The 20,601-nt window shown below is 72.6% G+C and carries 20 protein-coding genes; 9 read left to right on the plus strand and 11 right to left on the minus strand.

The features are described from left to right. Nucleotides 1–62 precede the first annotated feature (62 nt). On the plus strand, nucleotides 63–1,556 hold the full coding sequence (locus tag ACWEPL_RS12750) for a PucR family transcriptional regulator (protein WP_452436153.1): 1,494 nt from the start codon (nucleotides 63–65) through the stop codon (nucleotides 1,554–1,556). Here ACWEPL_RS12750 and ACWEPL_RS12755 read toward each other — a convergent pair. Beyond that, the gene (locus ACWEPL_RS12755) at nucleotides 1,531–4,362 is read right to left on the minus strand and encodes a BTAD domain-containing putative transcriptional regulator (protein WP_452436154.1); all 2,832 of its coding nucleotides are present in this window, start codon (nucleotides 4,360–4,362) and stop codon (nucleotides 1,531–1,533) included. The two genes, ACWEPL_RS12750 and ACWEPL_RS12755, sit on opposite strands and share 26 nt — an antisense overlap. Nucleotides 4,363–4,856: 494 nt before the next feature. Between ACWEPL_RS12755 and ACWEPL_RS12760 the strand changes: the two genes are divergently transcribed. From ACWEPL_RS12760 to ACWEPL_RS12775, 4 genes are all read left to right on the plus strand, one after another. Beyond that, nucleotides 4,857–6,140 carry a helix-turn-helix transcriptional regulator gene (locus ACWEPL_RS12760; RefSeq protein WP_363963249.1) on the plus strand — a complete coding sequence of 428 codons (1,284 nt, stop codon included), beginning with the start codon at nucleotides 4,857–4,859 and terminating at the stop codon, nucleotides 6,138–6,140. A 44-nt stretch (nucleotides 6,141–6,184) separates the two neighbouring features. Further along, nucleotides 6,185–6,790 carry a copper resistance CopC family protein gene (locus ACWEPL_RS12765; RefSeq protein ID WP_452436155.1) on the plus strand — a complete coding sequence of 202 codons (606 nt, stop codon included), beginning with the start codon at nucleotides 6,185–6,187 and terminating at the stop codon, nucleotides 6,788–6,790. Continuing rightward, nucleotides 6,787–8,766 carry a cytochrome c oxidase assembly protein gene (locus tag ACWEPL_RS12770; protein ID WP_452436157.1) on the plus strand — a complete coding sequence of 660 codons (1,980 nt, stop codon included), beginning with the start codon at nucleotides 6,787–6,789 and terminating at the stop codon, nucleotides 8,764–8,766. The genes ACWEPL_RS12765 and ACWEPL_RS12770 overlap by 4 nt, the downstream gene beginning before the upstream one ends. A gap of 226 nt (nucleotides 8,767–8,992) precedes the next feature. Next, complete coding sequence (locus tag ACWEPL_RS12775; RefSeq protein WP_350728705.1) at nucleotides 8,993–9,382, plus strand: sensor histidine kinase; 390 nt, start codon at nucleotides 8,993–8,995, stop codon at nucleotides 9,380–9,382. A gap of 6 nt (nucleotides 9,383–9,388) precedes the next feature. Here ACWEPL_RS12775 and map read toward each other — a convergent pair whose 3' ends face one another. Next, the gene (gene map, locus ACWEPL_RS12780; RefSeq protein WP_350728707.1) at nucleotides 9,389–10,237 is read right to left on the minus strand and encodes a type I methionyl aminopeptidase; all 849 of its coding nucleotides are present in this window, start codon (nucleotides 10,235–10,237) and stop codon (nucleotides 9,389–9,391) included. 5 nt (nucleotides 10,238–10,242) lie between these two features. On the opposite strand from map, the gene ACWEPL_RS12785 reads away from it, so the two are divergent. Then, entirely contained in the window at nucleotides 10,243–10,443 is a 201-nt protein-coding gene (locus ACWEPL_RS12785) for a hypothetical protein (protein WP_452436158.1), read from the plus strand. Here the strand turns inward: ACWEPL_RS12785 and ACWEPL_RS12790 are convergent. Together ACWEPL_RS12790 and ACWEPL_RS12795 are read right to left on the minus strand one after the other, a co-directional pair. Then, nucleotides 10,440–11,084, minus strand: coding sequence for a cyclase family protein (locus ACWEPL_RS12790; protein ID WP_452436159.1), 645 nt, complete (start codon nucleotides 11,082–11,084; stop codon nucleotides 10,440–10,442). The genes ACWEPL_RS12785 and ACWEPL_RS12790 overlap by 4 nt on opposite strands. Beyond that, nucleotides 11,081–11,332, minus strand: coding sequence for a CBU_0592 family membrane protein (locus ACWEPL_RS12795; protein ID WP_350728712.1), 252 nt, complete (start codon nucleotides 11,330–11,332; stop codon nucleotides 11,081–11,083). The genes ACWEPL_RS12790 and ACWEPL_RS12795 overlap by 4 nt, the downstream gene beginning before the upstream one ends. A 73-nt stretch (nucleotides 11,333–11,405) precedes the next feature. On the opposite strand from ACWEPL_RS12795, the gene ACWEPL_RS12800 reads away from it, so the two are divergent. After that, entirely contained in the window at nucleotides 11,406–12,413 is a 1,008-nt protein-coding gene (locus tag ACWEPL_RS12800) for a LysR family transcriptional regulator (protein ID WP_452436160.1), read from the plus strand. Between the two features lie 34 nt (nucleotides 12,414–12,447). On the opposite strand, the gene ACWEPL_RS12805 is transcribed toward ACWEPL_RS12800, so the two are convergent. Beyond that, entirely contained in the window at nucleotides 12,448–13,026 is a 579-nt protein-coding gene (locus tag ACWEPL_RS12805; RefSeq protein WP_397371393.1) for a hypothetical protein, read from the minus strand. A gap of 173 nt (nucleotides 13,027–13,199) precedes the next feature. Here ACWEPL_RS12805 and ACWEPL_RS12810 point away from each other — a divergent pair, with 173 nt between their 5' ends. Then, nucleotides 13,200–14,342, plus strand: coding sequence for a lipase family protein (locus ACWEPL_RS12810; RefSeq protein ID WP_350728717.1), 1,143 nt, complete (start codon nucleotides 13,200–13,202; stop codon nucleotides 14,340–14,342). Between the two features lie 84 nt (nucleotides 14,343–14,426). Further along, the gene (npdG, locus tag ACWEPL_RS12815; RefSeq protein ID WP_185072761.1) at nucleotides 14,427–15,080 is read left to right on the plus strand and encodes an NADPH-dependent F420 reductase; all 654 of its coding nucleotides are present in this window, start codon (nucleotides 14,427–14,429) and stop codon (nucleotides 15,078–15,080) included. A gap of 46 nt (nucleotides 15,081–15,126) precedes the next feature. Here the strand turns inward: npdG and ACWEPL_RS12820 are convergent, their stop codons facing one another. Genes ACWEPL_RS12820 through ACWEPL_RS12845 form a run of 6 tightly spaced genes read right to left on the minus strand, consistent with a single transcriptional unit; the run spans nucleotide 15,127 to nucleotide 20,585 of the window. Further along, nucleotides 15,127–15,732: a response regulator transcription factor gene (locus ACWEPL_RS12820; RefSeq protein WP_350728719.1), complete on the minus strand. Its 606-nt coding sequence runs from the start codon at nucleotides 15,730–15,732 to the stop codon at nucleotides 15,127–15,129. After that, nucleotides 15,729–16,814, minus strand: coding sequence for a sensor histidine kinase (locus ACWEPL_RS12825; protein ID WP_452436161.1), 1,086 nt, complete (start codon nucleotides 16,812–16,814; stop codon nucleotides 15,729–15,731). Before ACWEPL_RS12825 ends, ACWEPL_RS12820 begins: the two co-directional genes overlap by 4 nt. Nucleotides 16,815–16,827: 13 nt before the next feature. Beyond that, nucleotides 16,828–17,541, minus strand: coding sequence for an ABC transporter permease (locus ACWEPL_RS12830; protein ID WP_452436162.1), 714 nt, complete (start codon nucleotides 17,539–17,541; stop codon nucleotides 16,828–16,830). Continuing rightward, a complete protein-coding gene (locus tag ACWEPL_RS12835) occupies nucleotides 17,538–18,416 on the minus strand; it encodes an ABC transporter ATP-binding protein (RefSeq protein ID WP_452436163.1) in 879 nt (292 codons plus the stop codon). Before ACWEPL_RS12835 ends, ACWEPL_RS12830 begins: the two co-directional genes overlap by 4 nt. Nucleotides 18,417–18,461: 45 nt before the next feature. Further along, on the minus strand, nucleotides 18,462–19,148 hold the full coding sequence (locus ACWEPL_RS12840; RefSeq protein ID WP_452436164.1) for an alpha/beta hydrolase: 687 nt from the start codon (nucleotides 19,146–19,148) through the stop codon (nucleotides 18,462–18,464). Between the two features lie 12 nt (nucleotides 19,149–19,160). Further along, the gene (locus tag ACWEPL_RS12845) at nucleotides 19,161–20,585 is read right to left on the minus strand and encodes an aminotransferase-like domain-containing protein (protein ID WP_452436165.1); all 1,425 of its coding nucleotides are present in this window, start codon (nucleotides 20,583–20,585) and stop codon (nucleotides 19,161–19,163) included. Between the last annotated feature and the right edge of the window lie 16 nt (nucleotides 20,586–20,601).

The following is a 20,601-nucleotide window of genomic DNA, read 5'->3' on the forward strand; positions in this document are numbered from 1 at the left end:
CTATGCGCGTCGCGTGAAATCCCGGTCAGCGGTTGGCCTCGGCGCCTTGTATATTCCTCCAAGTGCGCATCTCCGACCTGCTGGCCATCGACGAACTGCGCCTGACCCTGCTCGCCGGCGACCCTTCGCGCGAGTTCGGCACCGTGCACATCACCGACCTGCCCGAGCCGGGGCGCTACCTGAGCGGCGGCGAGCTGGTGCTGTCGGGGCTGATGTGGTGGCACGAGCCGGGGGACTCGGCCAGGTTCGTGGCGGCGCTGGTGGAGGCGGGGGTCGCCGCGCTGGGCGCCGGGCAGGCGTGGCTGGGCCACGTCCCGGCCGACCTGGTGGCCGCGTGCGAGGCCGCCGGTCTGCCGCTGGTCGAGGTGCCGACGGAGGTGTCGTTCCGGACGCTGGCGGAGCTGGTCGTGCCGCGGCTGGCCGGCGACGTGCGCGACGCGCTCGGCCGCCACCGCAGGCTGGTCGCGGCCATCGCCGAGGGCGCCGACCTGCGCGAGCTGTTCGCGCTGACCGCCGCCGAGCTGGGCGTCACCGGCGCCGTGCTGTCCGCGTCGGGCGAGGTGATCGTGGGTGCGGCCAGGGATCCCGTACGGCTGGCGAGGGCGTACCTGACGGCGCCGCGGCTGCCCGCGCGCGTCGGCGACCACACGATCTTCCCGGTCGGCCGCGGCCACCGGGCCGCGGGCTGGGCGCTGGCCTGCGACGGCGACCTGATGGGCCGCGCCGACCTGGGCTACGAGCTGGCGTCCTGCGTCGGCCTCGAACGCAACCGCATGGAGGAGGGCCGCCGGGTCGAGCGCCGCCTGACCGAGCAGCTCATCGTGGCCGCGCTGGCCGAGTCCGACGCGGCCGAGCTCAACGCCAGGCTGCGGACCTGCGGGATCGACGCGGCGGAGCCGTACGCCGTGGTCAACGCCACCGCACCCAGGCAGGGCGCCACCCGCGGGCCCGACCCCGCCACGCTCGGCGGGCAGGTCGTGGAGGAGCTGCTCGGCCGCGAGGTCGTGGCGGCGGCGGGCGCGGACGGCGCGATCGCCGTGGTGCCGCTGCGCGAGCGCACCACGGCCGAGCTGGCCGACCGGCTGCGCGCCGGGGCGCAGGTGCTCGCCGCCCTGCCCGACACCCGCCTGTGCGTCGGCGTCAGCGGCGCGCTGACCGGCGCCGGCGCCGTCAAGGGCGGCGTGGAGGAGGCCGGGCACGCCAGGCGCCTGGCCGAGGCCCGCGCCGGGGGAGTGGTCACCAGCGACGAGATCTACACGCACGCGCTGCTGCTGGCCACGGTGCCGGGAGACGTGCGCCGCTCGTTCACGGCGCGGCTGCTGTCGCCGCTGCTCGACTACGACCGGCGGCACCAGTCCGAGCTGGTGCGCACGCTCGGGATCTTCCTCGACTGCGCCGGCTCGTGGAACGTCTGCGCGGAGCGGCTCCACGTCCACGTGAACACGGTCCGTTACCGGATCCGCAGGATCGAGGAGCTGACCGGGAGGAATCTGGCGACGATGGCCGACCGGGTCGACTTCTTCCTGGCGCTCAGGGACACGGGCCGGCCTCGCTAGCCCCCCGCGCCTCGTCCACGGCCGCCTTCTCCTCCCTCAGCCGCCGCTCCCAGCGGGCGTGGCCGAGCCCGCCGCCGCCGGCCAGGGCCTCGTCGACGTAGGACAGGGCTCGGCCGGGATCCTTGAGCATCCGGTACGCCCGCGACAGCCCGATCAGGCAACGTACCTTCCCGATCCGGTAACCGCTCGCCTCGAAGAGCTCGCGGGTCCTGAGAAGGTGCGGCAGGGCCTGCTCCGGGTCGTCCAGGCCGAGGTAGGTCTCGCCGAGCGCGAGCCGGCTGTTCGCCTCATGGGTGGCGTCGCCCGCCTCCTCGGACTCGGCCAGCGCCTCGTGCAGCGCCTCACGCGCCATTTCCGGACGTCCCATGCCGAGGTGGGAGTGCCCGATCATCAGCAGCGCGTACCGGATCCCCACCTTCGCGCCGATGCTCTTGGCCAGGGCGAGCTGGCGCTCCGCCCAGGGCAGCATCTCCTCGTAGCGTTCGCCCGAGTTGTAGGCGTTGGCCACGTTGCCCAGCGCGCGCATCTCGCCGAAGGCGTCGCCGATCCGCCGGGCGAGCTCCAGCGAGGACAGCTGGTGGGCGACGGCCTCGTCCGTGTGCCCCGTCATGCGCAGGGCGTTGGCGATGTGGCCGTGCGCGACCAGGGCGCCGGCCTCGTCACCGAGGCGTTCGCTCACCCGCAACGCCAGCGTGTTCAGCTCCTTCATCTCCGCCATGTGGTAGGCCCGCTCCTGGGGCCAGATGAGGCCGAACGTGAGGTTGACGCCGAGCCGGGCGATCGCGTCGTCGGGGGAGTTCATGGCCTGCACGGCCGCGGCCGACAGGACGGCCTCCTCCTCGCGCAGCCACGCCTTCGCCTCCTGCGCGGTGCGGACCTCGTGCGGGACCGCGTCGAGCGGGGCCGCCGGCTGCGTCCGGTGCGGGTCGCTGACGTGGCTGGCCAGGCGCGTGGAGGCGGCGTAGTACGACAGCGCGCGGATCAGCGGCCCGCGCCGGTCGGCGGGACGCAGCTCGCCGGCGAAGAGGCGGACGAGGTCGTGCAGCTGGTAGCGGCCGGGGGCGGCGCGATCGAGCAGGTGGGCGTCCACCAGCCGCTCCAGGGCCGCTTCCGCCTCGCCGGACGTGACGTCGGCCAGCGCCCCCGCGACCTCCGCGGTCATCTCGGGCACGTGCAGGAGCCCCAGCAGCGACAGCATGCGCGCGGCCAGCCGGTTCACGGGGCGCGAGCCGCGTTCGAGCGCGGTGTGGCTGGCGGCCAGGCTGGAGCGGACCGCCAGGTCGCCCGCCGCGAGCTCGTGCAGCCGGGTGCGCTCGTCGCTCAGCCGGGAGGCCAGCGCGGAGACGCTCCAGTCGGGGCGACCGGCCAGGCGCGCCCCGGCGATGCGCAAGGCCAGCGGGAGACCGTCACACAGGCGGACGAGCCTGGCCGTCTCGCCCGCGTCGGCCGAGATCCGGCTCGCGCCGGCCAGGTTGGCCAGCATCGTGGCCGACTCCGCCGGCGACATCCTGGCGAGCTCCAGCTGGACGGCGTCCTCGCCCCAGCTCATGGTCTCCCGGCTGGTCACGAGCAGCGTGTTGCCGAGCGAGGCCGACAGCAGCGGCCGGATCTGCGCGAGGTCGGCGGCGTCGTCCAGCACGACCAGCACCCGCCGGTCGTGCAGGCGGCTGCGCCACGCGGCCGCCGCCTCGTCCAGGTCGGCGGGCACGACGGTGGGCGGCACGCCGAGCGCGCGCAGGAACCGCCCGAGCAGGTCGAGCGGGGTGAGCGCGGGCAGCTCGGGCGTGGCGCCCCGGCAGTTGACGTAGAGCTGGCCATCGGGGAAGCGGTCCATGGCCAGGTGGGCGACGTGGGCGGCGAGCGCCGACTTGCCGACGCCCGGCGGCCCGGTGATGATCAGCAAGGGGCTCGGCGAGGTCGCGAGCCGCTCCTTCAGCCGCGCGATCTCCGCGGACCTGCCCACGAACTCCGCCAGCGGCCTGGGTAACTGGTGCGGCGTCTCTTGAGGCGCCGGCGCGCTCGGGGCGGGTGCCGCATCGGCCCGCAGCACCATCTCGTGGCACCGGCGCAATCCCTCGCCGGGCGACAGGCCGAGCTCCTCGGCGAGCAGGACCCGGCCTTCCTCGTAGACCGTCAGGGCCTCGGCCGGGCTGCCCGAGCGGAACAGGGCCGTCATGAGCAGCTCGCGGACCCGCTCGCGCAGCGGGTTGCGGCGGGTGAGGTGGCGCAGCTCCTCGACGATGTCCCGGTGGCGGCCCAGGCGCAGCAGGCTCTCCGCGCGCAGCTCCAGGGCGGCGAGCCGGAGCTGCTCCAGGCGGTCGCGCTCCGTCTCCGCGAACGGGCCGGACAGCCCGCTCAGCGCGGTGCCGCGCCACATCGCCAGGGCCTCGTCGAGCAGGCGCACGGCCTGGGGGTCGTCACCGGCGCGCCGGACCCGCCTGGCCTCCTCGACCCTCTCGGCGAACAGCAGCGCGTCCACCTGGGCGGGCTCCACCCGTAAGACGTAGCCGGCCGGGGTCCCCGCCAGCACCCGCGACGGCTCGCGCCGCCCGCGACCGGGCTCGAAGGCGCGGCGCAGCCCGGCGATGTAGGTGTAGACGCTCTGCTCGGCATTGCGCGGGGCGTCCTCGCCCCAGATGCCGGCGATCATGTGGCTCATGGGAATGGGCCGGGCCACGGCGGCGGCCAGGATCGCGAGGGTGGTCTGCTGCCTGGCGGGCCCGAGATCGACATGCTCTGCGGCCGTTCCGCGGTGGAGCTCCGCGGTCACCGCCCCCAGCAGGCGAATGAAGATCCCCTCGCCCACACGACCTCCTTGACTCGCCCTCGAACCGCGTCAACAGGGCAGCGTAATCAAGATCGTCGTTCCGTGAAGGCTTGCGGGACCGCTGTAGATCGAATGTAGACGTGGCCGATAAATTGCATAACAATCCGTGCCCGCCGGACAGCAGGTTACGTGACCTGACTGATCGGCGACTCAGGCAAGGTCGCCCGGACGGCAGATGGCGGGGCCAAGAGGCCCCTCACCGGCCGGGCCACGGTACGACAGGGCACGGAGTGCGGTTGCGTGCCCGGTGCCGCCTTGCCTCGCCTAACGATTGCTGCTCAGCAGCAGTACACGTCCGATTGTCCAGAGGACAGGGAAGACGTTGCGGCACTTGTGGCCGTAGCATTACCTCCAACGGTTACCGCGGCAGTGATCACGGCAACCAGGACGGACAGGACAATGCGCATGCGCACGGGGGTTCTCCCTAGCCTATGTGAGTTGCTTGGACTTCATCTTCTCAGGGAGCGGCTGCTGTGACCACATCTGACCTAGTCGGTCTCCGCATCAAGACGGTTCGGCGGCAACGCGGCTTGTCACAGGCCCAGCTGGCGCACCCCGAACTGTCCGACAGCTACGTCTCGTTGATCGAGAGCGGAAAGCGTACCCCCACCCCTGCGGTCTTGGAGCTGCTGGCCCAGAAGCTGGACTGCTCGCTGTCCTACCTGATCAACGGCGTCACCGCCGAACAGATGGAGGACATCGAGCTCGCCCTCGGCTACGCGCGGCTGGCGCTCGAGAACGGCGAAGTCGCCGAGGCCCGGACGCGCTTCGAGGAACTGCTGGGCAACAGCAACCTGACAGGTCTTACCTCACTTCGTCAAGAAGCCGAATTCGGTCTGGCCCTCGCCACCGAGGCCGGGGGCGATCTCGACCGGGCGATCTCGATCATGCTCAAGCTCCGTGAGGAGGAGCTCCCCGCCGAGCAGAACATCGAGGTGGCCATCGCGCTGTGCCGCGCCTACCGGGAGCGCGAGCGGCTGAGCGAGGCCGTCGAGGTGGGCGAGCAGATCCTCAGCGGCAAGTCCCGGCAGGGCTGGACCGACCTGCTGGTCGAGCTGGGCGCCACGCTGCTGGCGGCCTATCTGGAGCGCGGCGACATGCTGCGCGCCAGGCAGTTCGCGGCCGAGCTGCTCAACGCGGCCGACGCGCTGGGCACGCCGCGCTCCATCGTCGCGGCCAACTGGAACGCCTCCATCGTCGCCCGCGCCACCGGGCACAACAGCGAGGCGGTGGCCTTCGCCGAGCGGGCCCTGGCCGTGCAGGTGGAGCACGGGCAGCCGCGCAACACCGCGAGGATGCGGCTGCAGTTCGCGCGGACGCGGCTCAGGACCGGCGCGCAGGACGCCGCGGCCGTCCGCGACGGGCTGCGCACGGTGGTCGCGGAGTTCGAGCAGACCTCGACCAGCACGATCGACCAGGCCATGCTCTACATGGAGCTGGCCAGCGCCGAATACATGACCGGAGACCTCGACCAGGCCGCCGAGCACGCCGTGATCAGCAGAAACCTGCTCCCCGAGTTCGGCCACGTGCTGGGCGCGGAGGCCAACCTGCTGCTAGGCAGGGTCTGCGGCGCGGTCGGCCGGGTCGACGAGGGGCGCCGGCACGCCGCCGCCGTCAAGGGCTGGCTCACGCCGCTGCCCGACTCCCGCCGCTCGGCCCGCACCTGGTACGCCGCCGCCGAGACCATGGAGTTGCTGGGCGAGACGGACGAGGCGGTGGAGGCGTACCAGCGGGCGCTGGCCTGCGCGGGGCTATAGCGAGGTCCGGACCGGGCGGTGGCGTCGGTAGCCTTGGGGGTGCCATGAAGAGATCCCCGCTTGCGGCCCTCGCCGCGACTGCCGCCGCCCTGCTCGTGCTCGTGTTCGGCATGGCGGCTCCCGCGCTGGCGCACGACGCGCTCAAGAGCAGCTCCCCGGCCAAGGACGCCGAGGTCAAGAGCCTCGACGAGGTGCGGCTGGAGTTCACCGCGGGCGTGCGCCTGCCGTTCGTCATCGTACGCGGCCCCGGCGGCGCCGAGCTGCAGAGCGGCAAGCCCGAGGCCGACGGCAAGGTGGTGACCCAGGCGGTCAAGGAGCCGCTGCCCGACGGGAAATACACGATCGCCTACCGCGTCGTGTCGTCCGACGGGCATCCGATCGAGGGCGAGATCCCGTTCAAGGTGAAGGGGGCGGAGACACCGTCCCCCAGCCCGAGCACCGCGAGCCCCAGCGACTCCGCCGTCGCGGCACCGGCGAGCTCCGCCCCCGCGACACAGGCCGCGCCACAGCCCGCACAGACGTCGCCCGCCACCGATCAGGCCTCGGCCGGCCAGCCGGTGGGCTTCCCCGTCTGGCTCGTCATCGTGATCGGCGCGCTCGTCGGCATCGGCATCGGTTTCCTGCTCAGCGCGCGGAAGAAGAAGCCATGAGCAAGGCGGCGCGGCTCGCGCTCGGCGGGGCGGCCGCCGCGGTCGTCGCCCTGGTCATCGGCATGATCGCCGGCGGCAGGGCGTTCCCCAGGATCATCCCGGGCCTGCCCGACTCCGGCGCGGTCGTCCGGTGGGGGCTGCCGCTGTCCAAGCTGCTCATGGACGTGGCGGGCGTGACCACCGTGGGCCTGCTGCTCATGGCCGCCGCGCTGCTGCCCAACGACAAGGGCGTGCTCGGCAGGACCGCCGGCCAATACGTCAAGGCCGGCTCGTGGGCGGCCCTCGCCTGGGCCGGCTCGGCCTTCGTGGCCATCGTGTTCAGCACCGCCGAGTCCATCGGCAGGACCGTTCCCCAGATCCTCGACCGCACCTTCCTCACCAGCTACGCCACCCAGACCACGCAGGGCGTGGCGCTCACGCTCGTGGTGCTGTTCGGGGTGGCGATCGCGCTGTTCTCCCGCGGCGCCATCACCGCGGGGGCCGCGGCGGGCCTGCTGGTCTTCGCGCTGGTGACGCTGCTGCCCGCGCCGCTCACCGGCCACACCTCCTCCTCGCCCAACCACGACCTCGCCACGTCGGCGGTCTCGCTCCACCTGCTCGCCCTCGCCCTGTGGGTGGGCGGGCTCGCCGTGCTGGCCATTCACGCGGTCCGCAAGCAGCCGCAGCTCGAGGTGGCCGCGCGCCGGTTCTCCGACATGGCCGTGTGGTGCTACGCCGGGGTGGGGCTGTCCGGCGTGTTCAGCCTGATCGCGCGGCTGGGCGCGGTGTCCGACCTGTGGACCACCCAGTACGGCCTGCTCGCCGTGGTCAAGATCGTGGCGTTCGTGCTGCTCGGCTACGTCGGCTACTGGCACCGCCAGCGCACGCTGGCCGACCTCGACAAGGGCAGGCCGCGCGCGTTCACCCGGCTGGCCGGCGGCGAGATGCTGCTCATGCTGGCCACCATCGGGGTGGCCGTGGCGCTGTCGCGCACGCCGCCGCCCGACTTCAGCGTCCCCGCCGACCGGGCCTTCGAGCTGCTCGGCTTCCCCCTTCCGGCCGAGATCACGCTCGGCAACGTGTTCACCATGTGGTGGTTCGACCTGTTCTTCGCCACGGTCGCCGCCGCGCTGGCCGGGCTCTACGGGTTCGGCGTGTGGCGGCTGCGCAGGCGCGGCGACAAGTGGTCGTGGGGGCGCACGGCCTCCTGGTACGTCGGGGTCGCGCTGCTGGTGTTCGCCACGCAGAGCGGGCTGGCCCGCTACGCCAAGGTCATGTTCGACGTCCACATGATCGAGCACATGACGCTCTCCATGGTCGTGCCGATCTTCCTCGTCATGGGCGGGCCCGTCACGCTGGCCCTGCGCGCGCTGAAGCCCGCCACCCGGCGGGGCGACAGGGGGCCGCGGGAGTGGATCACGACGATCCTGCACAGCCGCTTCACCAAGGTCGTCACGCATCCCGCCATCGCCACGGCCATCTTCATCGCCTCGACGTACGCGCTGTACTTCACGCCGCTCTTCGAGTCGGCCATGGAGGAGCACCTCGGGCACATCTGGATGACCCTCCACTTCCTGCTCAGCGGGTGCCTGTTCTTCTGGGTGATCGTCGGGGTCGACCCCGCGCCCAACCGGCTCCCGTACGTCGGGCGGCTGCTCATGCTCTTCATCACCATGCCGTTCCACGCGTTCTTCGGGGTCGCGTTGATGATGATGGGCACGGTGATCGCCTCCGGCTGGTACGAGCAGCTGGGCCGCACCTGGGGCGCCACGCTGCTGCAGACGCAGCAGGACGGCGGGGCCATCGCCTGGGGCTTCGGCGAGATCCCGACGCTCATCGTGCTGCTGGCCATCGCCATCCAGTGGTATCAGGACGACGAACGGCAGGCGCGGCGCATCGACCGCAAGGCCGACCGCTCAGGCGGCTCAGGGGATTCGGAACTCGACTCCTACAACGCCTACCTCGCCCGTCTCAACCGCGCGGACAAAGGTGAGTGACAAGGTTTCCGGCGAGTAGCCGTTCGGCCATGGCCTTCTATCTTCCCACTACAAGTCTCTGTACCGCCAGGTAGCCTGTCTCCCAGGGGAGACGGGCATAACCCCATGACCAGCGTGCGTAGGCCTTGAGGGGGGACGCGCACCGCCAGGTGAGGGCGCCGGAGTGGGGACCGGCGTGAGCCCGGTGTGCCCAGGAAGGCGAAAGCCATTGTCGGAAGAGACACGGATGCGCGGGGGGCAGAGCCTGGCCGAGGCTCTTGAGAGCTGTCTGGCCGAATGGTCCGAGCGCACGGGGATCGCCGTCGAGACCTGGGCGCTGCCGGCCACCGACGTGTCTTCGCGGGTCTCCAGGGCCGTCATGGCCACGATCGACGAGGCCCTGTCCAACGTCGAGCTGCACAGCCGGGCCCGGACCGTGTCCATCGCCGTGACGGTCTCCAAGAGCGGGCTGCGCATGACGGTCAGCGACAACGGCCAGGGCTTTCACACCGCGGGGGCGGGGAGCGGGATCGCCAGGATGCGGGCCGCCTTCACCGAGCTCGGCGGGAGCCTGTCGGTCAACAGCGTGCTCGGCGAGGGCACGACCGTGACCGGAGTGGTGCCCCGACGCGGCTGACGGGGGTCAGGAGAGCGTGAGGATCTCGCTGCCCGTATCGGTGACCACGATCGTGTGCTCGAACTGGGCCGTGCGCTTGCGATCCTTGGTCACGGCCGTCCACTTGTCCGGCCAGATGTCGTACTCGATGGTGCCCAGCGTCAGCATGGGCTCGATCGTGAACGTCATCCCCGGCACCAGCTCCACCCGCAGCGACGGGTCGTCGTAGTGGGGAACCATGAGCCCGGAGTGGAAGCTCGTGCCGATCCCGTGGCCGGTGAAGTCGCGGACGACGCCGTAGCCGAAGCGCTTGGCGTACGCCTCGATGACCCGGCCCACCACGTTGAGCTGCCGCCCCGGCGCGACCGCCCTGATGGCGCGCATCATGGCCTCGCGCGTGCGCTCCACCAGCAGCCGCGACTCCTCGTCGACCTCGCCCACCAGGTAGGTGGCGTCGGTGTCGCCGTGGACGCCGCCGATGTAGGCGGTGATGTCGACGTTGACGATGTCGCCGTCCTGGAGCACGGTGTCGTCGGGGATGCCGTGGCAGATGACCTCGTTGATCGACGTGCACAGCGACTTGGGGTAGCCCTTGTAGCCGAGCGTGCTCGGGTAGGCGCCGTGGTCGACGAGGAACTCGTGGCCGACCCGGTCGAGCTCGTCGGTCGTGACACCGGGCCGGATGTGCTTGGCGACCTCGTCGAGCGCCTGGGCGGCGATCCGGCCGGCCACCCGCATGCGCTCGATGATCTCGGGGCTCTTCACGTCGGATTCGCCGGTCTTGGGGCGCTTCTTGCCGACGTACTCCGGCCGCTCGATGTGGGCGGGGACCTTTCGCATGGGCGAAACTCGCCCGGGCTGGAGCAGTGTCGTCATGAAACATGAGTCTACGGGGCAGAATTGACCCCGTGAGCGAAGGCCAATGGTGGTTCTGTCTCAAGCACATGCGGGTCGAGCCCGAGAAGGGCTGCCCCAACAAGGACCGGATGGGTCCCTACACCTCCGAGCAGGAGGCGGCCGGGGCGCTGCAGCGCGCCGCCGACCGCAACAAGGCCTGGGACGAGGCGGAGAATGACGACTAGGGCACGACCGCGTATGCCCTGACCGGGAAGGTTCCCATGCCCGCGACCATCGGGGGCGCGGCGTGGAAGCGGAAGCCGTTCTGAGGCAGCGCGGCCAGTCCCGTCAGGTGCTCCACCAGCGGGATGCCTGCCTTCAGCAGGATCGTGTGGGCGGGGCGCTCGCCATGCGGCGGGGTGTCGTCGATGTTGAGCGAGTCGATGCCCACCAGCGCCGCCCCCTGGTCGGCCAGCCACTGCGCCGATTCGGGCGCGAGGTAGGGGTGGCCGTGCAGGTAGGCGTCGGTGCCGAAGTGGCGGTCCCAGCCGGTGTGGATCAGCACGGCCCGTCCCCGTACGTTCAGGTCCTCGGCGATCACCACCTCGCGGCCCGTGCCGGCCCGCACCACGAGGCCGGGCAGGTCGGCCAGCTTGCTCACCGGCACCTGTGACAGGTCGGGCCCGTCGGGATAGCGGTGGAACGGGGTGTCGAGGTAGGTGCCGGTGTTGGCGGCGAGCGCGATCGTGGCGATGTGGAACTCCGTGCCCGGCGCGTAGACCTTGCGCGAGTCCTCCCGGCTCAGGTGCACCCCCAGCGTCGGGCCGGGAATGCCGGGATAAGTGACCATTCCGTCAACGATGCGGTGGCTGAGTTCGACGATCATGCGGACGCTCCTACACGTGCGAGCTTGATCAGGGCGAGGACGCCGATGCCCGCCCAGATCAGGTTGAGGCCGGCCGACGGCCAGGCGGAGCTGTAGGCGCTGTTGGCCATGAGCCCGAGCGAGCCGGCGAGGTTCATGAGCTGGTACGCCGCGCCGTCGCCCGGCAACCGGGACTGCGTGACCAGGATGTACCCGGCGAGCAGCAGGGCGGCGCCGATCCAGCCGACGGCGGCGAAGAGGAGGTCCATGGCCGTCATTGTCTGGAGTGATCGTCGTAAAGCGCAAATAAAGAATGCTAAAGGTGCGCGTAAGCTGACCTGCATGGACATCGATCCACGGCGGTTGCGGATCCTGCACGAGGTCGCCCGCCGCGGCGGCGTCATGCGGGCCGCCGAAGCGCTCTATCTGACCCCCTCGGCCGTCTCCCAGCAGCTCGCCCAGCTCGAACGCGAGGTCGGGCTGGCCCTCATCGACCGCTCCCAGCGCAGCGTCTCCCTCACCCCGGCCGGGCGCGTGCTCGCCGGTTACGCCGAGCGGGTGGAGGAGGAGCTGCTGGAGGCCAGGCGCGAGCTCACCCGGTTCACCGAGCGCCTGGCCGGGCCGGTGCGCATCGCCGCCTTCCCCACGGTCATCACGCACGTGCTGGTGCCGGCCATGCGGGACCTGGCCGCACGCCACCCCAAGATCACCCCGGTCATCCACGAGGTCTTCGGCCCGCCCGCGCTGCAGGAGCTGCGCATGGGCGCGGTGGACGTGCTCATCACCGAGCAGGACATGGGCCTGCCCGGGCTGTCGCAGCCGTCACTGAGCGCACGGCTGCTCTACGTGGACGAATACCGCATCGTGCTGCCGCCCGACCAGCCGGACCCGGGGTCGGTCCCCGAGCTGCTGCGGCTGCCCTGGGTGGCCAGCGAGCCGAACCAGGCGTGCGGGCAGGCGCTGGAGCGGCTGGCGGGGCTGCACGGGTTCGAGCCGCGCAAGGTGCACGTCATCACCGAGTTCGGGCCCACGCTGTCGCTGGTGGCCGCCGGGCACGGGGTGGCGATCGTGCCCGCGCTGGCCCTGCTGGACGTGCCGGAGGGCGAGGTACGGGTGAGCGAGGTGCGTGACGTGGGCGCGCGCCGGCTGGACGCGGTCACGCGGGTGAGCCGTACCCGGTCGGGGGAGCCCGACCCCGTGCAGGCCGTGGTGATCGGCGCGATCGAGGAGGCCACGGCGGCGCTGGAGACGTCCCTGAGCGGACGCCTGCACAGCGCCCCCAGCGCCCCCAGTGCCCCCGGTGCCGCCGGTGCCGCCGACGCCTCCGAGCCGGAGCGGTCGCGTCCCTAGCCTGGGTGGCCGCGACCGTGGCCGGCAGGCGTCCCTAGTCGGCCTGTTGGGGGCCGCTGACCTTGTCCAGCAGGCGGGCCAGGCGCTCGCGCAGGCCGGGGCGGCGTTCGGGCTCCCCGGCCGCCGTGCTCACCAGGTGCTGCGCCCCGTCGAAGGTCACCAGCCCGTCCCGCGGCACCTCGATGCAGTCGTGCGCCAGCCCGGCCAGCTCCCGGTCGCCGCCCTCGATGGCCAGGATGGTCGCCCCCGTGCGCCGGGCGTCGTCCACGCGTTCGAGCAGCGGCACCGGCGCCTCCCGCTCGGCCAGCACGAACAGCGTCTCGCCCCGGGCCGCGCGCTCCAGGCGTTCGATGCCGACGCGCAGGTGGGCGGGCGCGTCGGCGGGCGGCGCCCAGCGCACCAGCGTGGGCGTGAGCTGCGCCATTCCGGAGAACCTGGCCTCGTCGGCGAGGTGCGCGGTCAGGTGCCAGGGCTCCTCGTCGGGGGTGCCCACCAGCAGGAGGCCGCCGGGCGAGCGGGTGGCCCGCAGGGCGACGCCCAGCTCGCGGGCGCGTTCGAGCCACCCGGTCTCGGCCAGGAGCTCACGCAGCAGTGCCACCGATCCTGAGTCCATTTCCCCATGGTGCCTGACGCCGCACGCGCGGGGTGGCTGATTCGGGAGTGATGTGTTGACACGAGGTGCGTTTCCCCGTCATTTCGGGCCTTGACAGGAGGTTACTCCCGGGTAACGATCGGCTCGCGGCGCCGCCGTCCCAAGTATGTGGTCCTCACGGAGAGGGGCGGTACATGTCCTTACGTGTCCGCGTCAGCATGTCCATGGTCCTGTTATTGATCATGTCCCTCATCACGACCCCGGCCCGCGCGGCGACGCCGGGAGACGTGGTCTCCGCCCAGCCCACCACCGTCTACCTCCTGCCGGGCAAGCTCCTGGAGGTTCCGGTCAACGCTTGGCACCTCCTCTACAACTCCACGTCCGCCACCGGCTCGCTCAACACCGTGTCGGGGACGCTGCTCGTGCCCAAGAGCGGCTACCCGCTCGGCGCGCGCCCCATCGTCGGGTACGCCGTCGGCACCCACGGGCTCGGCGACCAGTGCGCCCCCTCGCTCAGCATGAGCCAGGGCCGGGAGGCGGAGCTCGCGCTGGTGAGCCTGTTCCTGCTCAAGGGGTACGCGGTGGCCATGACGGACTACGAGGGGCTCGGCACGCCCGGGCCGCACACGTACATGGCCGGGATCTCGCAGGGGCACGCCGTGCTCGACTCGATCAGGGCGGCCACCCGCGTGTCCGGGGCCGGGCTGTCGAACCGGGCGCCCGTCGCCGTCATGGGCTACTCCCAGGGCGGGGCGTCGGCCGGGTGGGCGGCGCAGCTGCAGCCCTCGTACGCGCCCGAGCTGCGGTTGAAGGGCGTCGCGGCCGGAGGCGTGCCCGCCGACCTGCACGCGGTCGCGGACCATCTGGACGGCGGGTCCGACTTCGGGCTGGCGGCGGCGGCCGGGGTCGGGCTGGACGCGGCCTACCCCGAGCTGAACCTTCAGGCGGACCTCAACGACCGCGGCCGCGCACTGCTCGCCGACGCGGCCGACGACTGCGTGGGCGACCTCGGCAAGCTGTCCGGGCTGAGCTTCTCCGACCTGAGCCCGATCGACCTGCTCAACCAGCCGAAGTGGCTGGCCCGGCTCGGGGAGAACCGCCTGGGCGCCACGGCTCCGCGGGTGCCGATGTTCCTGTATCACGCGCGGGGGGACCAGATCATCCCGCTGTCCGTGGGCTCGACGTTGCGGTCCGAGTACTGCCGGGCCGGGGTGAACGTCCGGTGGACCGCGCTGCCCGCGCCGGACCACGTCACGGGAGCCGTCGAAGGAGGGCCGCTGGCCATCGAGTGGCTGGCCCTGCGGATCCTCGGGCTGCCCGCGATCGGTAACTGCTAGCCCGTACGCCGGCCGGGCCCGCACGACCGGGCCCGGCCCACCCGGTGGCGGGTACCGGGCGGCCGAGCTGGCATGATCGGGCGTATGACAGATGTGAGCGGGCTTTCCATCGGCATCCTCGGCGGTACCGGTGACCAGGGGAAAGGGCTGGCGCGGCGGTTCGCGCTGGCGGGGCACCGCGTGCTGATCGGGTCGCGTAGCGAGCAGCGCGCCCAGGACGCGGCCGGTGACATCGGGGCGGGTGCGAGCGGGGGCGCGAACGCCGCCGTCGCCGCCGAGGCCGACATCGTGATCGTGGCGGTGCCGTACGAGGGGCACAAGGCGCTGCTGGAGTCCCTGCGGGCCGAGCTGGCCGGGAAGATCGTCGTCGACTGCGTGAACCCGCTCGGGTTCGACAAGCAGGGCGCCTACGCGCTGCCGGTGGAGGAGGGCAGCGCGGCGCAGCAGGCGGCGGCGGTGCTGACCGAGAGCCGGGTGGTGGCCGCCTTCCACCACGTGTCGGCGGTCCTGCTGATGGACCCGGCCGTGGAGAAGGTGGACCTCGACGTGCTGGTGCTCGGCGACGACCGCGAGGCCACCGACACGGTGCAGGCGCTGGCCGAGGTCATCCCGGGCGTGCGCGGCGTGTATGGAGGGCGGCTGCGCAACTCCCACCAGATCGAGGCGCTCACCGCCAACATCATCTCCGTCAACCGCCGCTACAAGGCCCACGCCGGGCTGCGCATCACGGACATCTGACCCGCCCGTCGCAGGGACCTCAGCCCTGGTCGGTGGGACGGATGTGTCACAGCCAGCCCGCGTCCTCCGCGATGCGGATGGCGTCGATCTTGTTGCGGGCTCCCGTCTTCGTGATCGCCCCCGTCAGGTAGTTGCGCACGGTGCCGGGGGAGAGGTGGAGGCGGGAGGCGATCTCCTCGGCCGAGGCGCCCCGGGCGGCCTCCCTGAGCACGGTGGACTCGCGCGGCGTGAGCGGGCTCTCGCCGTACTGCATGGCCGAGGACACCAGCTCGGAGTCCAGCACGCGCAGCCCGGCGGCGGTGCGCCTGATCGCGTCCGCCAGCCGGTCGCCCGGGGCGTCCTTGACCAGGAACGCCTCGATGCCCACGGCCAGAGCCCGGCGTACGTGGCCCGGCTGCCCCATGGCCGTGAGCACCAGGACGCGGCACGACGGGAGGCGCTCCAGCAGCGTGGCGGCGGCGGTGATGCCGTCCACCACCGGCAGGTCGATGTCCACGACCGCGACGTCGGGCCGCACCCGCAGGGCCTCGGGCACGATCTCGTCGCCCCGGGTCACCTCCGCGACCACCTCGATGTCCTGCTCCAGGCGGAGGAGGGCGGTGAGGGCGGCGCGGATCATGTGCATGTCCTCGGCCAGCAGCACCTTGATCACGCCACGACCTCCATCGTAAGGAGGAAGCCGCCGGCGCCGGTCCGGGTCGCGGTGCACGAGCCGCCCGCCTGGGCCGCGCGTTCCGCCAGCCCCGTGAGGCCCCCTCCGTCGGGGCCGGGCTCGGCGAGGACGCCGTCGTTGGCCACCTCCAGCCGGAGCGTGCCGCCGTTCACGGACGTGGTGATGGTGCAGGTCGTGGCGCGGCTGTGGCGCAGGACGTTGGTGACTGCCTCGCGTACGGCCCACGCCAGCGCCTCCTCCGAGCGGCCCGGCAGCGTCACGTCCACCAGATGCGCCTGCACGCCGACCCCCGACGACTCCAGCAGCGCCACCGCCCGGTTCACCTCGCCGGCCAGCGACAGGGCCCGGTAACCCCTGGCGACGTGGCGTACGTCCTGGGCCGCCTCCCTGGCCACCTGCACCAGCTCGCCCACCTCCGTCCGGGCGGCGGCCGGGTCGCGCTCCATGAGCCGGGAGGCCAGGTCGCCCTTGAGCGCGATCGCGGTCAGGCTGCGCCCGAGGCCGTCGTGCAGGTCGCGGGAGATGCGCAGCCGCTCCTTGAGCACGGCCGCGTCCGCCAGCTCGGCCCTGGCCTCCTCCAGGTCGGCCGCCACCCGCGTGAACCGCACCAGCGCGTACGTCATGGCGCCCGTCGTCGGCACGGTGACCACGTAGAAGAGGATGACGATGAACGGGACCCCGCCCCACCACAGCACGATGCCCTCGTACAGCATCATCAGCACCACCAGCGCGCCGCCCCAGCCCAGCGGCAGGAACACCAGCAGCGTCCCGGCCAGCATCGGCGCCGTCACCCCCGACATGCCGCCGGGCAGCAGGTCGGGCAGGTACGTGACGACAGCCTGGAGCACGATCGTGAGGGGGTAGGCGGGCGGGCGCTCGCCGCGCAGGCCGGCCCGCATGTTCAGGTAGTGCGTGGAGATCACGGCGAGCGTGGCGACCGCGGCCGCGATGCCGTAGCCGGGGCCGTAGTACACGAAGTAGGTGAGGGCGAGCAGCGAGTAGGCGGCCGACACGGCGGTGATGAGGCCGGTCGCGAGCCGTCTGGCCGAGGAGGAGACCACGGGGAGATTATCCTTACGATCGGCGCGGTTCCCAGCGGAACCACAGCCGGAGGGCGATGAGCCCGGCGACCGTCCAGGCGGCCAGGACCAGGGCGGGCACGGCCAGGTCGCCGGTCTTGACGGCGTTCACGACGGCGCTGGTGGGCAGCAGGTCCAGGGCCGGCCGCAGCCACGAGGGCAGCGGGATCGGGCCCATCGCGCCCGCGGAGACCCCTGCCACCAGGAAGACGGGCATGGTGAACGCGGCGGCCAGCTCGGCGCGCGGGATGGCGGCCGTGTACGCGGCGCCGAGCAGCGACAGCACCGCCGACCCCGCCACCGTGATCGCGGCGAACCCCAGCGGGTCCTCCGGGAACGGCACGCCGGCCACCACCCGCACGGCCACCGTGCTCAGCGCGATCATGGCAACGGTCTGCGTGGCCGTGCTGGCGATCTGGCCGAGCAGGATCTGCCCGTCCGTCAGCCGGCTCGCCCGCAGGCGCTTGAGCACGAGCTGGTCGCGGCGGGTGGCCAGGGCGACGGCGACGTTCATGAACGCGGTGATCGCCAGCAGCACCGAGATCGTGCTCTGGAAGATCGCGGCGGCGGCCGAGGGACCGACCACGTTCCTCATGAGCAGCGGCATCCCCACGGCCAGCCCGACCGGGGTCAGCACGGAGGCGAACAGCATGGACCTGTCCCGCCAGAACAGGCGCGTGCCGAGGCGGTAGGTGGCGGTCAGGCTCATCGGGCGCTCTCCAGGAAGAGGTCTTCGAGGGTGGCGGCGCGGACCTCCAGGCCCGACAGGCGCAGGCCGCGCCCGGCCGCCCAGGTCAGCAGCGTCTGCGCGGCCACGTCGGGGTCGTCGGCGCGGCAGACGGCCGTCTCCCCCTCCATGGTGACCGGCAGCGGCAGATCGGCCGGGTCGACGTCCGCGGGCAGCCGGAACGCCACCCGCCCCGACCGGGCGGCCAGGGTCTCGGCCATGTCCCCGGACGCGACGATCTCGCCGGCGTCCAGGATGGCCATGGCCGTGGCCAGGCGCTGCGCCTCCTCCAGGTAGTGCGTGGTCAGCAGGATCGTGGTGCCCTGCCTGGCCAGGTCGCGGACGACGGTCCAGGTGTTCCTGCGGGCCTCGGGGTCCATGCCGGTGGTCGGCTCGTCGAGGAACAGCACGTCGGGGCGGCCCAGCAGGGCCAGCGCCAGGTCGAGCCGGCGCTTCTCGCCGCCGGACAGCTGGCGCACCTTGGTGCCCCGCCTGCCCGCCAGCCCGGCCAGCTCCAGCGCCTCGTCGCGGGGACGGGGCGCGGCGGTGAAGTCGCGCCAGGTGTCGACGGTCTGGGCCACCGTCAGGTCAGGGAAGAACCCGGCCTCCTGCAGCATGATCCCGGTGCGCTGCCTGACGGCCGCGCGGTCGGTGTACGGGTCGAGGCCGAGCACTCGAACGGTCCCGCCGTCGGCCCGCTGGAAGCCCGCCAGCACCTCGACCGTGGTGGTCTTGCCCGCGCCGTTCCTGCCGAGGAGCGCGAAGATCTGCCCCTGCGCAACCTCGAACGAGATGCCCTTCACCGCCTCGAACCCCTGGTGGCTCTTCCTGAGCCCGGTCACTTCGATCGCTGTCATGCGTACGAGTGTTTCCGGGGCGATCGCGCGGCGACAGTGAAGAATTCACGACTTACGCGAGAGCTTGAGCAGCGCGTCCGTGACGCCCTCGGGGTCGACGAGCTGGTGCAGGTGCTGGCCGGGCACGCGGACCACGGGCCAGCCCCGCCGCCCCGCCTCCTCGGCGACCTCCTCGTACGGCGGGCCGAACCACAGGCACGAGCACCTGACCTCGTCCCACCCGGCGGGCACGGGGATGGGCTGGGTGTAGTAGTCGAGCGGCAGCCGCGGCTGCTCCGCCGCCACCTTGATGCGCACGGCGGGGTCGGGCAGCATGGCCACCACATCCTCCTCGTCCCACCAGTCGGTCCAGCGCGGCAGCACGCCGTCGGGCCCGGCCAGGTCGTGCAGGAACGGCAGGAAGCTCTCCTCCGCGACCTTGATCAGCCCTTCGCGCGGCGGGATGTGCGCGTCGGCGAAGACGCACGCCACCACCCGCTCGCCCAGCCCCTCCTTGATCAGCGGCAGGAAGAAGCCGGCGTTGCTGTGCGCGGCCAGCACGACGGGCGTGTCAGGGGTGACCGCGCGCACCTCCTCGACCACCCGTGGCCAGTACGGCGCGCCGCCCGTCGCCACGCCGGTCAGGTCGGGCACCACGGCCGCGTGTCCTCGGCGTTCCAGCGACTCGGCCACGGGAGCCCAGGTCGAGGGCCCGACGGAAGGGCTGTGCACGAGTACGAAGGTCGTCTGCATAGGCCCACACTGTCAGACCACGAGGGTGTGCCGGGACACCGGGCGATCGGTGCCGTCGAAGAACGCCCAGGCCACGGCCAGGTTGTTCACCGCTCGCGAAAGCTCCTCCTCGGGGAACAGGAAGTGCAGGCGCATGCGGTCGGCGTGCCCGCCCAGCGGGTCGAACGATCTCCCCGGCGGCACCGCGACCCCGTGCCTGAGCGCCACCTGGGCGAAGGAGTCCACGTCGCCGTGCGGGATCCGTACCCAGATGGTCTGGCCGCCGAGCGCGGGCTCGAACTCCCACGACGGCAGCCGTTCGCGCAGTTCCGCGCACAGGTGGTCGTGGCGCCGGCGCAACGTGCGCACGCGCGCCGCCCGTACCTCCTCCAGACGGCGCAGCAGCGCGACGGCGGCCAGCTGGCTGAAGACCTCGCCCCCGAGGTCGAGCACGGCCCGCAGCCTGGCCAGCCGCGACACCAGCGGAGCCGGCGCGCGGATCCACCCGACCCGCAGCCCGCCCCAGACGAGCTTGCTCAGCGAGCCGACGGTGATGAGGTGCTCCCCCCGCTCGAACGACGCCAGCGGCGGCGGCGTCTCGCCCGTGAAGCAGAGCTCGGCGCACACCTCGTCGTCGATCAGCGGCACGTCGTGCTCGGCGGCCAGCGCGGCCAGCCGCCGGCGGGCCGGGGTGTCCATGACCGCGCCGTCCGGGTTGCGGCTGGTGGGGACGAAATAGGCCAGTGCGGGGCGTTCGCGCAGGTCCTCCGCCGTCCCGGGCCGGACGACGGCGGCGGCGTGCCGGAACACCTCCAGCGCCCCCGGGTACGTCGGCGCCTCGGTCAGCACGGTGTCGCCGGGGGCCACCAGCAGCCCGGTGAGCAGGGTGAGCGCCTGCTGGGCGCCCGTCGTCACCATGATCTCCTTGGCCGTCGTCGGCACGCCGCGGCCGGTGTAGTAGGCGGCCAGCGCGGCACGCAGGGCCGGGTTGCCCGCAGGCTGGTAGCCCAGGTCGCGGGTGCCGGCCAGCCGCGCGCCCGCCTCCTCGTACGCCTCGAACATCGCGGCCGGCATGTCGTCCGGCGCGGCGCACGTCAGGAGCTGCACGCCGTCCGGCGGGTGCAGGATGTGGAGCAGGAGCGGATTGGTCGGCACGCCGTCGGCGGCGCGCGTCGCGGGCAGGTCGAGCGCGGCCACCCGGGTGCCGCTGCCCTGGCGGCGCACCACGCGGCCCTCCTGCTGCAGCAGGTCGTACGCGGCGACCACGGTGCCCCGGCCCACCGCGAGCCGCTTGGCCAGCACCCGGTCCGGCGGGAGCGCCCGGTCCGGCGGCAGCACGCCGTCGTCGATGAGCGCCCGCAGCCGGGCCGCGAGCAGCAGGTAGAGCGGGCCGCGGCCCGACGCCCAGCGGCCCAGGAGATCGACGAGGTCGCCGTCGGCGAGATTGGCCCCATTCATGGACCAATTCTGCCGG

This window comes from Nonomuraea sp. NPDC004186, assembly GCF_053603495.1.

What these genes read in the sequence shown, in the direction of transcription:
- ACWEPL_RS12800 (WP_452436160.1), top strand. Translation starts at nt 11,406, where the DNA reads ATGGACATCGATCCACGGCGGTTGCGGATCCTGCACGAGGTCGCCCGC.
- ACWEPL_RS12805 (WP_397371393.1), bottom strand. Translation starts at nt 13,026, where the DNA reads ATGGACTCAGGATCGGTGGCACTGCTGCGTGAGCTCCTGGCCGAGACC.
- ACWEPL_RS12840 (WP_452436164.1), bottom strand. Translation starts at nt 19,148, where the DNA reads ATGCAGACGACCTTCGTACTCGTGCACAGCCCTTCCGTCGGGCCCTCG.
- ACWEPL_RS12845 (WP_452436165.1), bottom strand. Translation starts at nt 20,585, where the DNA reads ATGAATGGGGCCAATCTCGCCGACGGCGACCTCGTCGATCTCCTGGGC.
- ACWEPL_RS12835 (WP_452436163.1), bottom strand. Translation starts at nt 18,416, where the DNA reads ATGACAGCGATCGAAGTGACCGGGCTCAGGAAGAGCCACCAGGGGTTC.
- ACWEPL_RS12795 (WP_350728712.1), bottom strand. Translation starts at nt 11,332, where the DNA reads ATGGACCTCCTCTTCGCCGCCGTCGGCTGGATCGGCGCCGCCCTGCTG.
- map (WP_350728707.1), bottom strand. Translation starts at nt 10,237, where the DNA reads ATGACGACACTGCTCCAGCCCGGGCGAGTTTCGCCCATGCGAAAGGTC.
- ACWEPL_RS12790 (WP_452436159.1), bottom strand. Translation starts at nt 11,084, where the DNA reads ATGATCGTCGAACTCAGCCACCGCATCGTTGACGGAATGGTCACTTAT.
- ACWEPL_RS12810 (WP_350728717.1), top strand. Translation starts at nt 13,200, where the DNA reads ATGTCCTTACGTGTCCGCGTCAGCATGTCCATGGTCCTGTTATTGATC.
- ACWEPL_RS12785 (WP_452436158.1), top strand. Translation starts at nt 10,243, where the DNA reads ATGAGTCTACGGGGCAGAATTGACCCCGTGAGCGAAGGCCAATGGTGG.
- npdG (WP_185072761.1), top strand. Translation starts at nt 14,427, where the DNA reads ATGACAGATGTGAGCGGGCTTTCCATCGGCATCCTCGGCGGTACCGGT.
- ACWEPL_RS12770 (WP_452436157.1), top strand. Translation starts at nt 6,787, where the DNA reads ATGAGCAAGGCGGCGCGGCTCGCGCTCGGCGGGGCGGCCGCCGCGGTC.
- ACWEPL_RS12830 (WP_452436162.1), bottom strand. Translation starts at nt 17,541, where the DNA reads ATGAGCCTGACCGCCACCTACCGCCTCGGCACGCGCCTGTTCTGGCGG.
- ACWEPL_RS12775 (WP_350728705.1), top strand. Translation starts at nt 8,993, where the DNA reads ATGCGCGGGGGGCAGAGCCTGGCCGAGGCTCTTGAGAGCTGTCTGGCC.
- ACWEPL_RS12765 (WP_452436155.1), top strand. Translation starts at nt 6,185, where the DNA reads ATGAAGAGATCCCCGCTTGCGGCCCTCGCCGCGACTGCCGCCGCCCTG.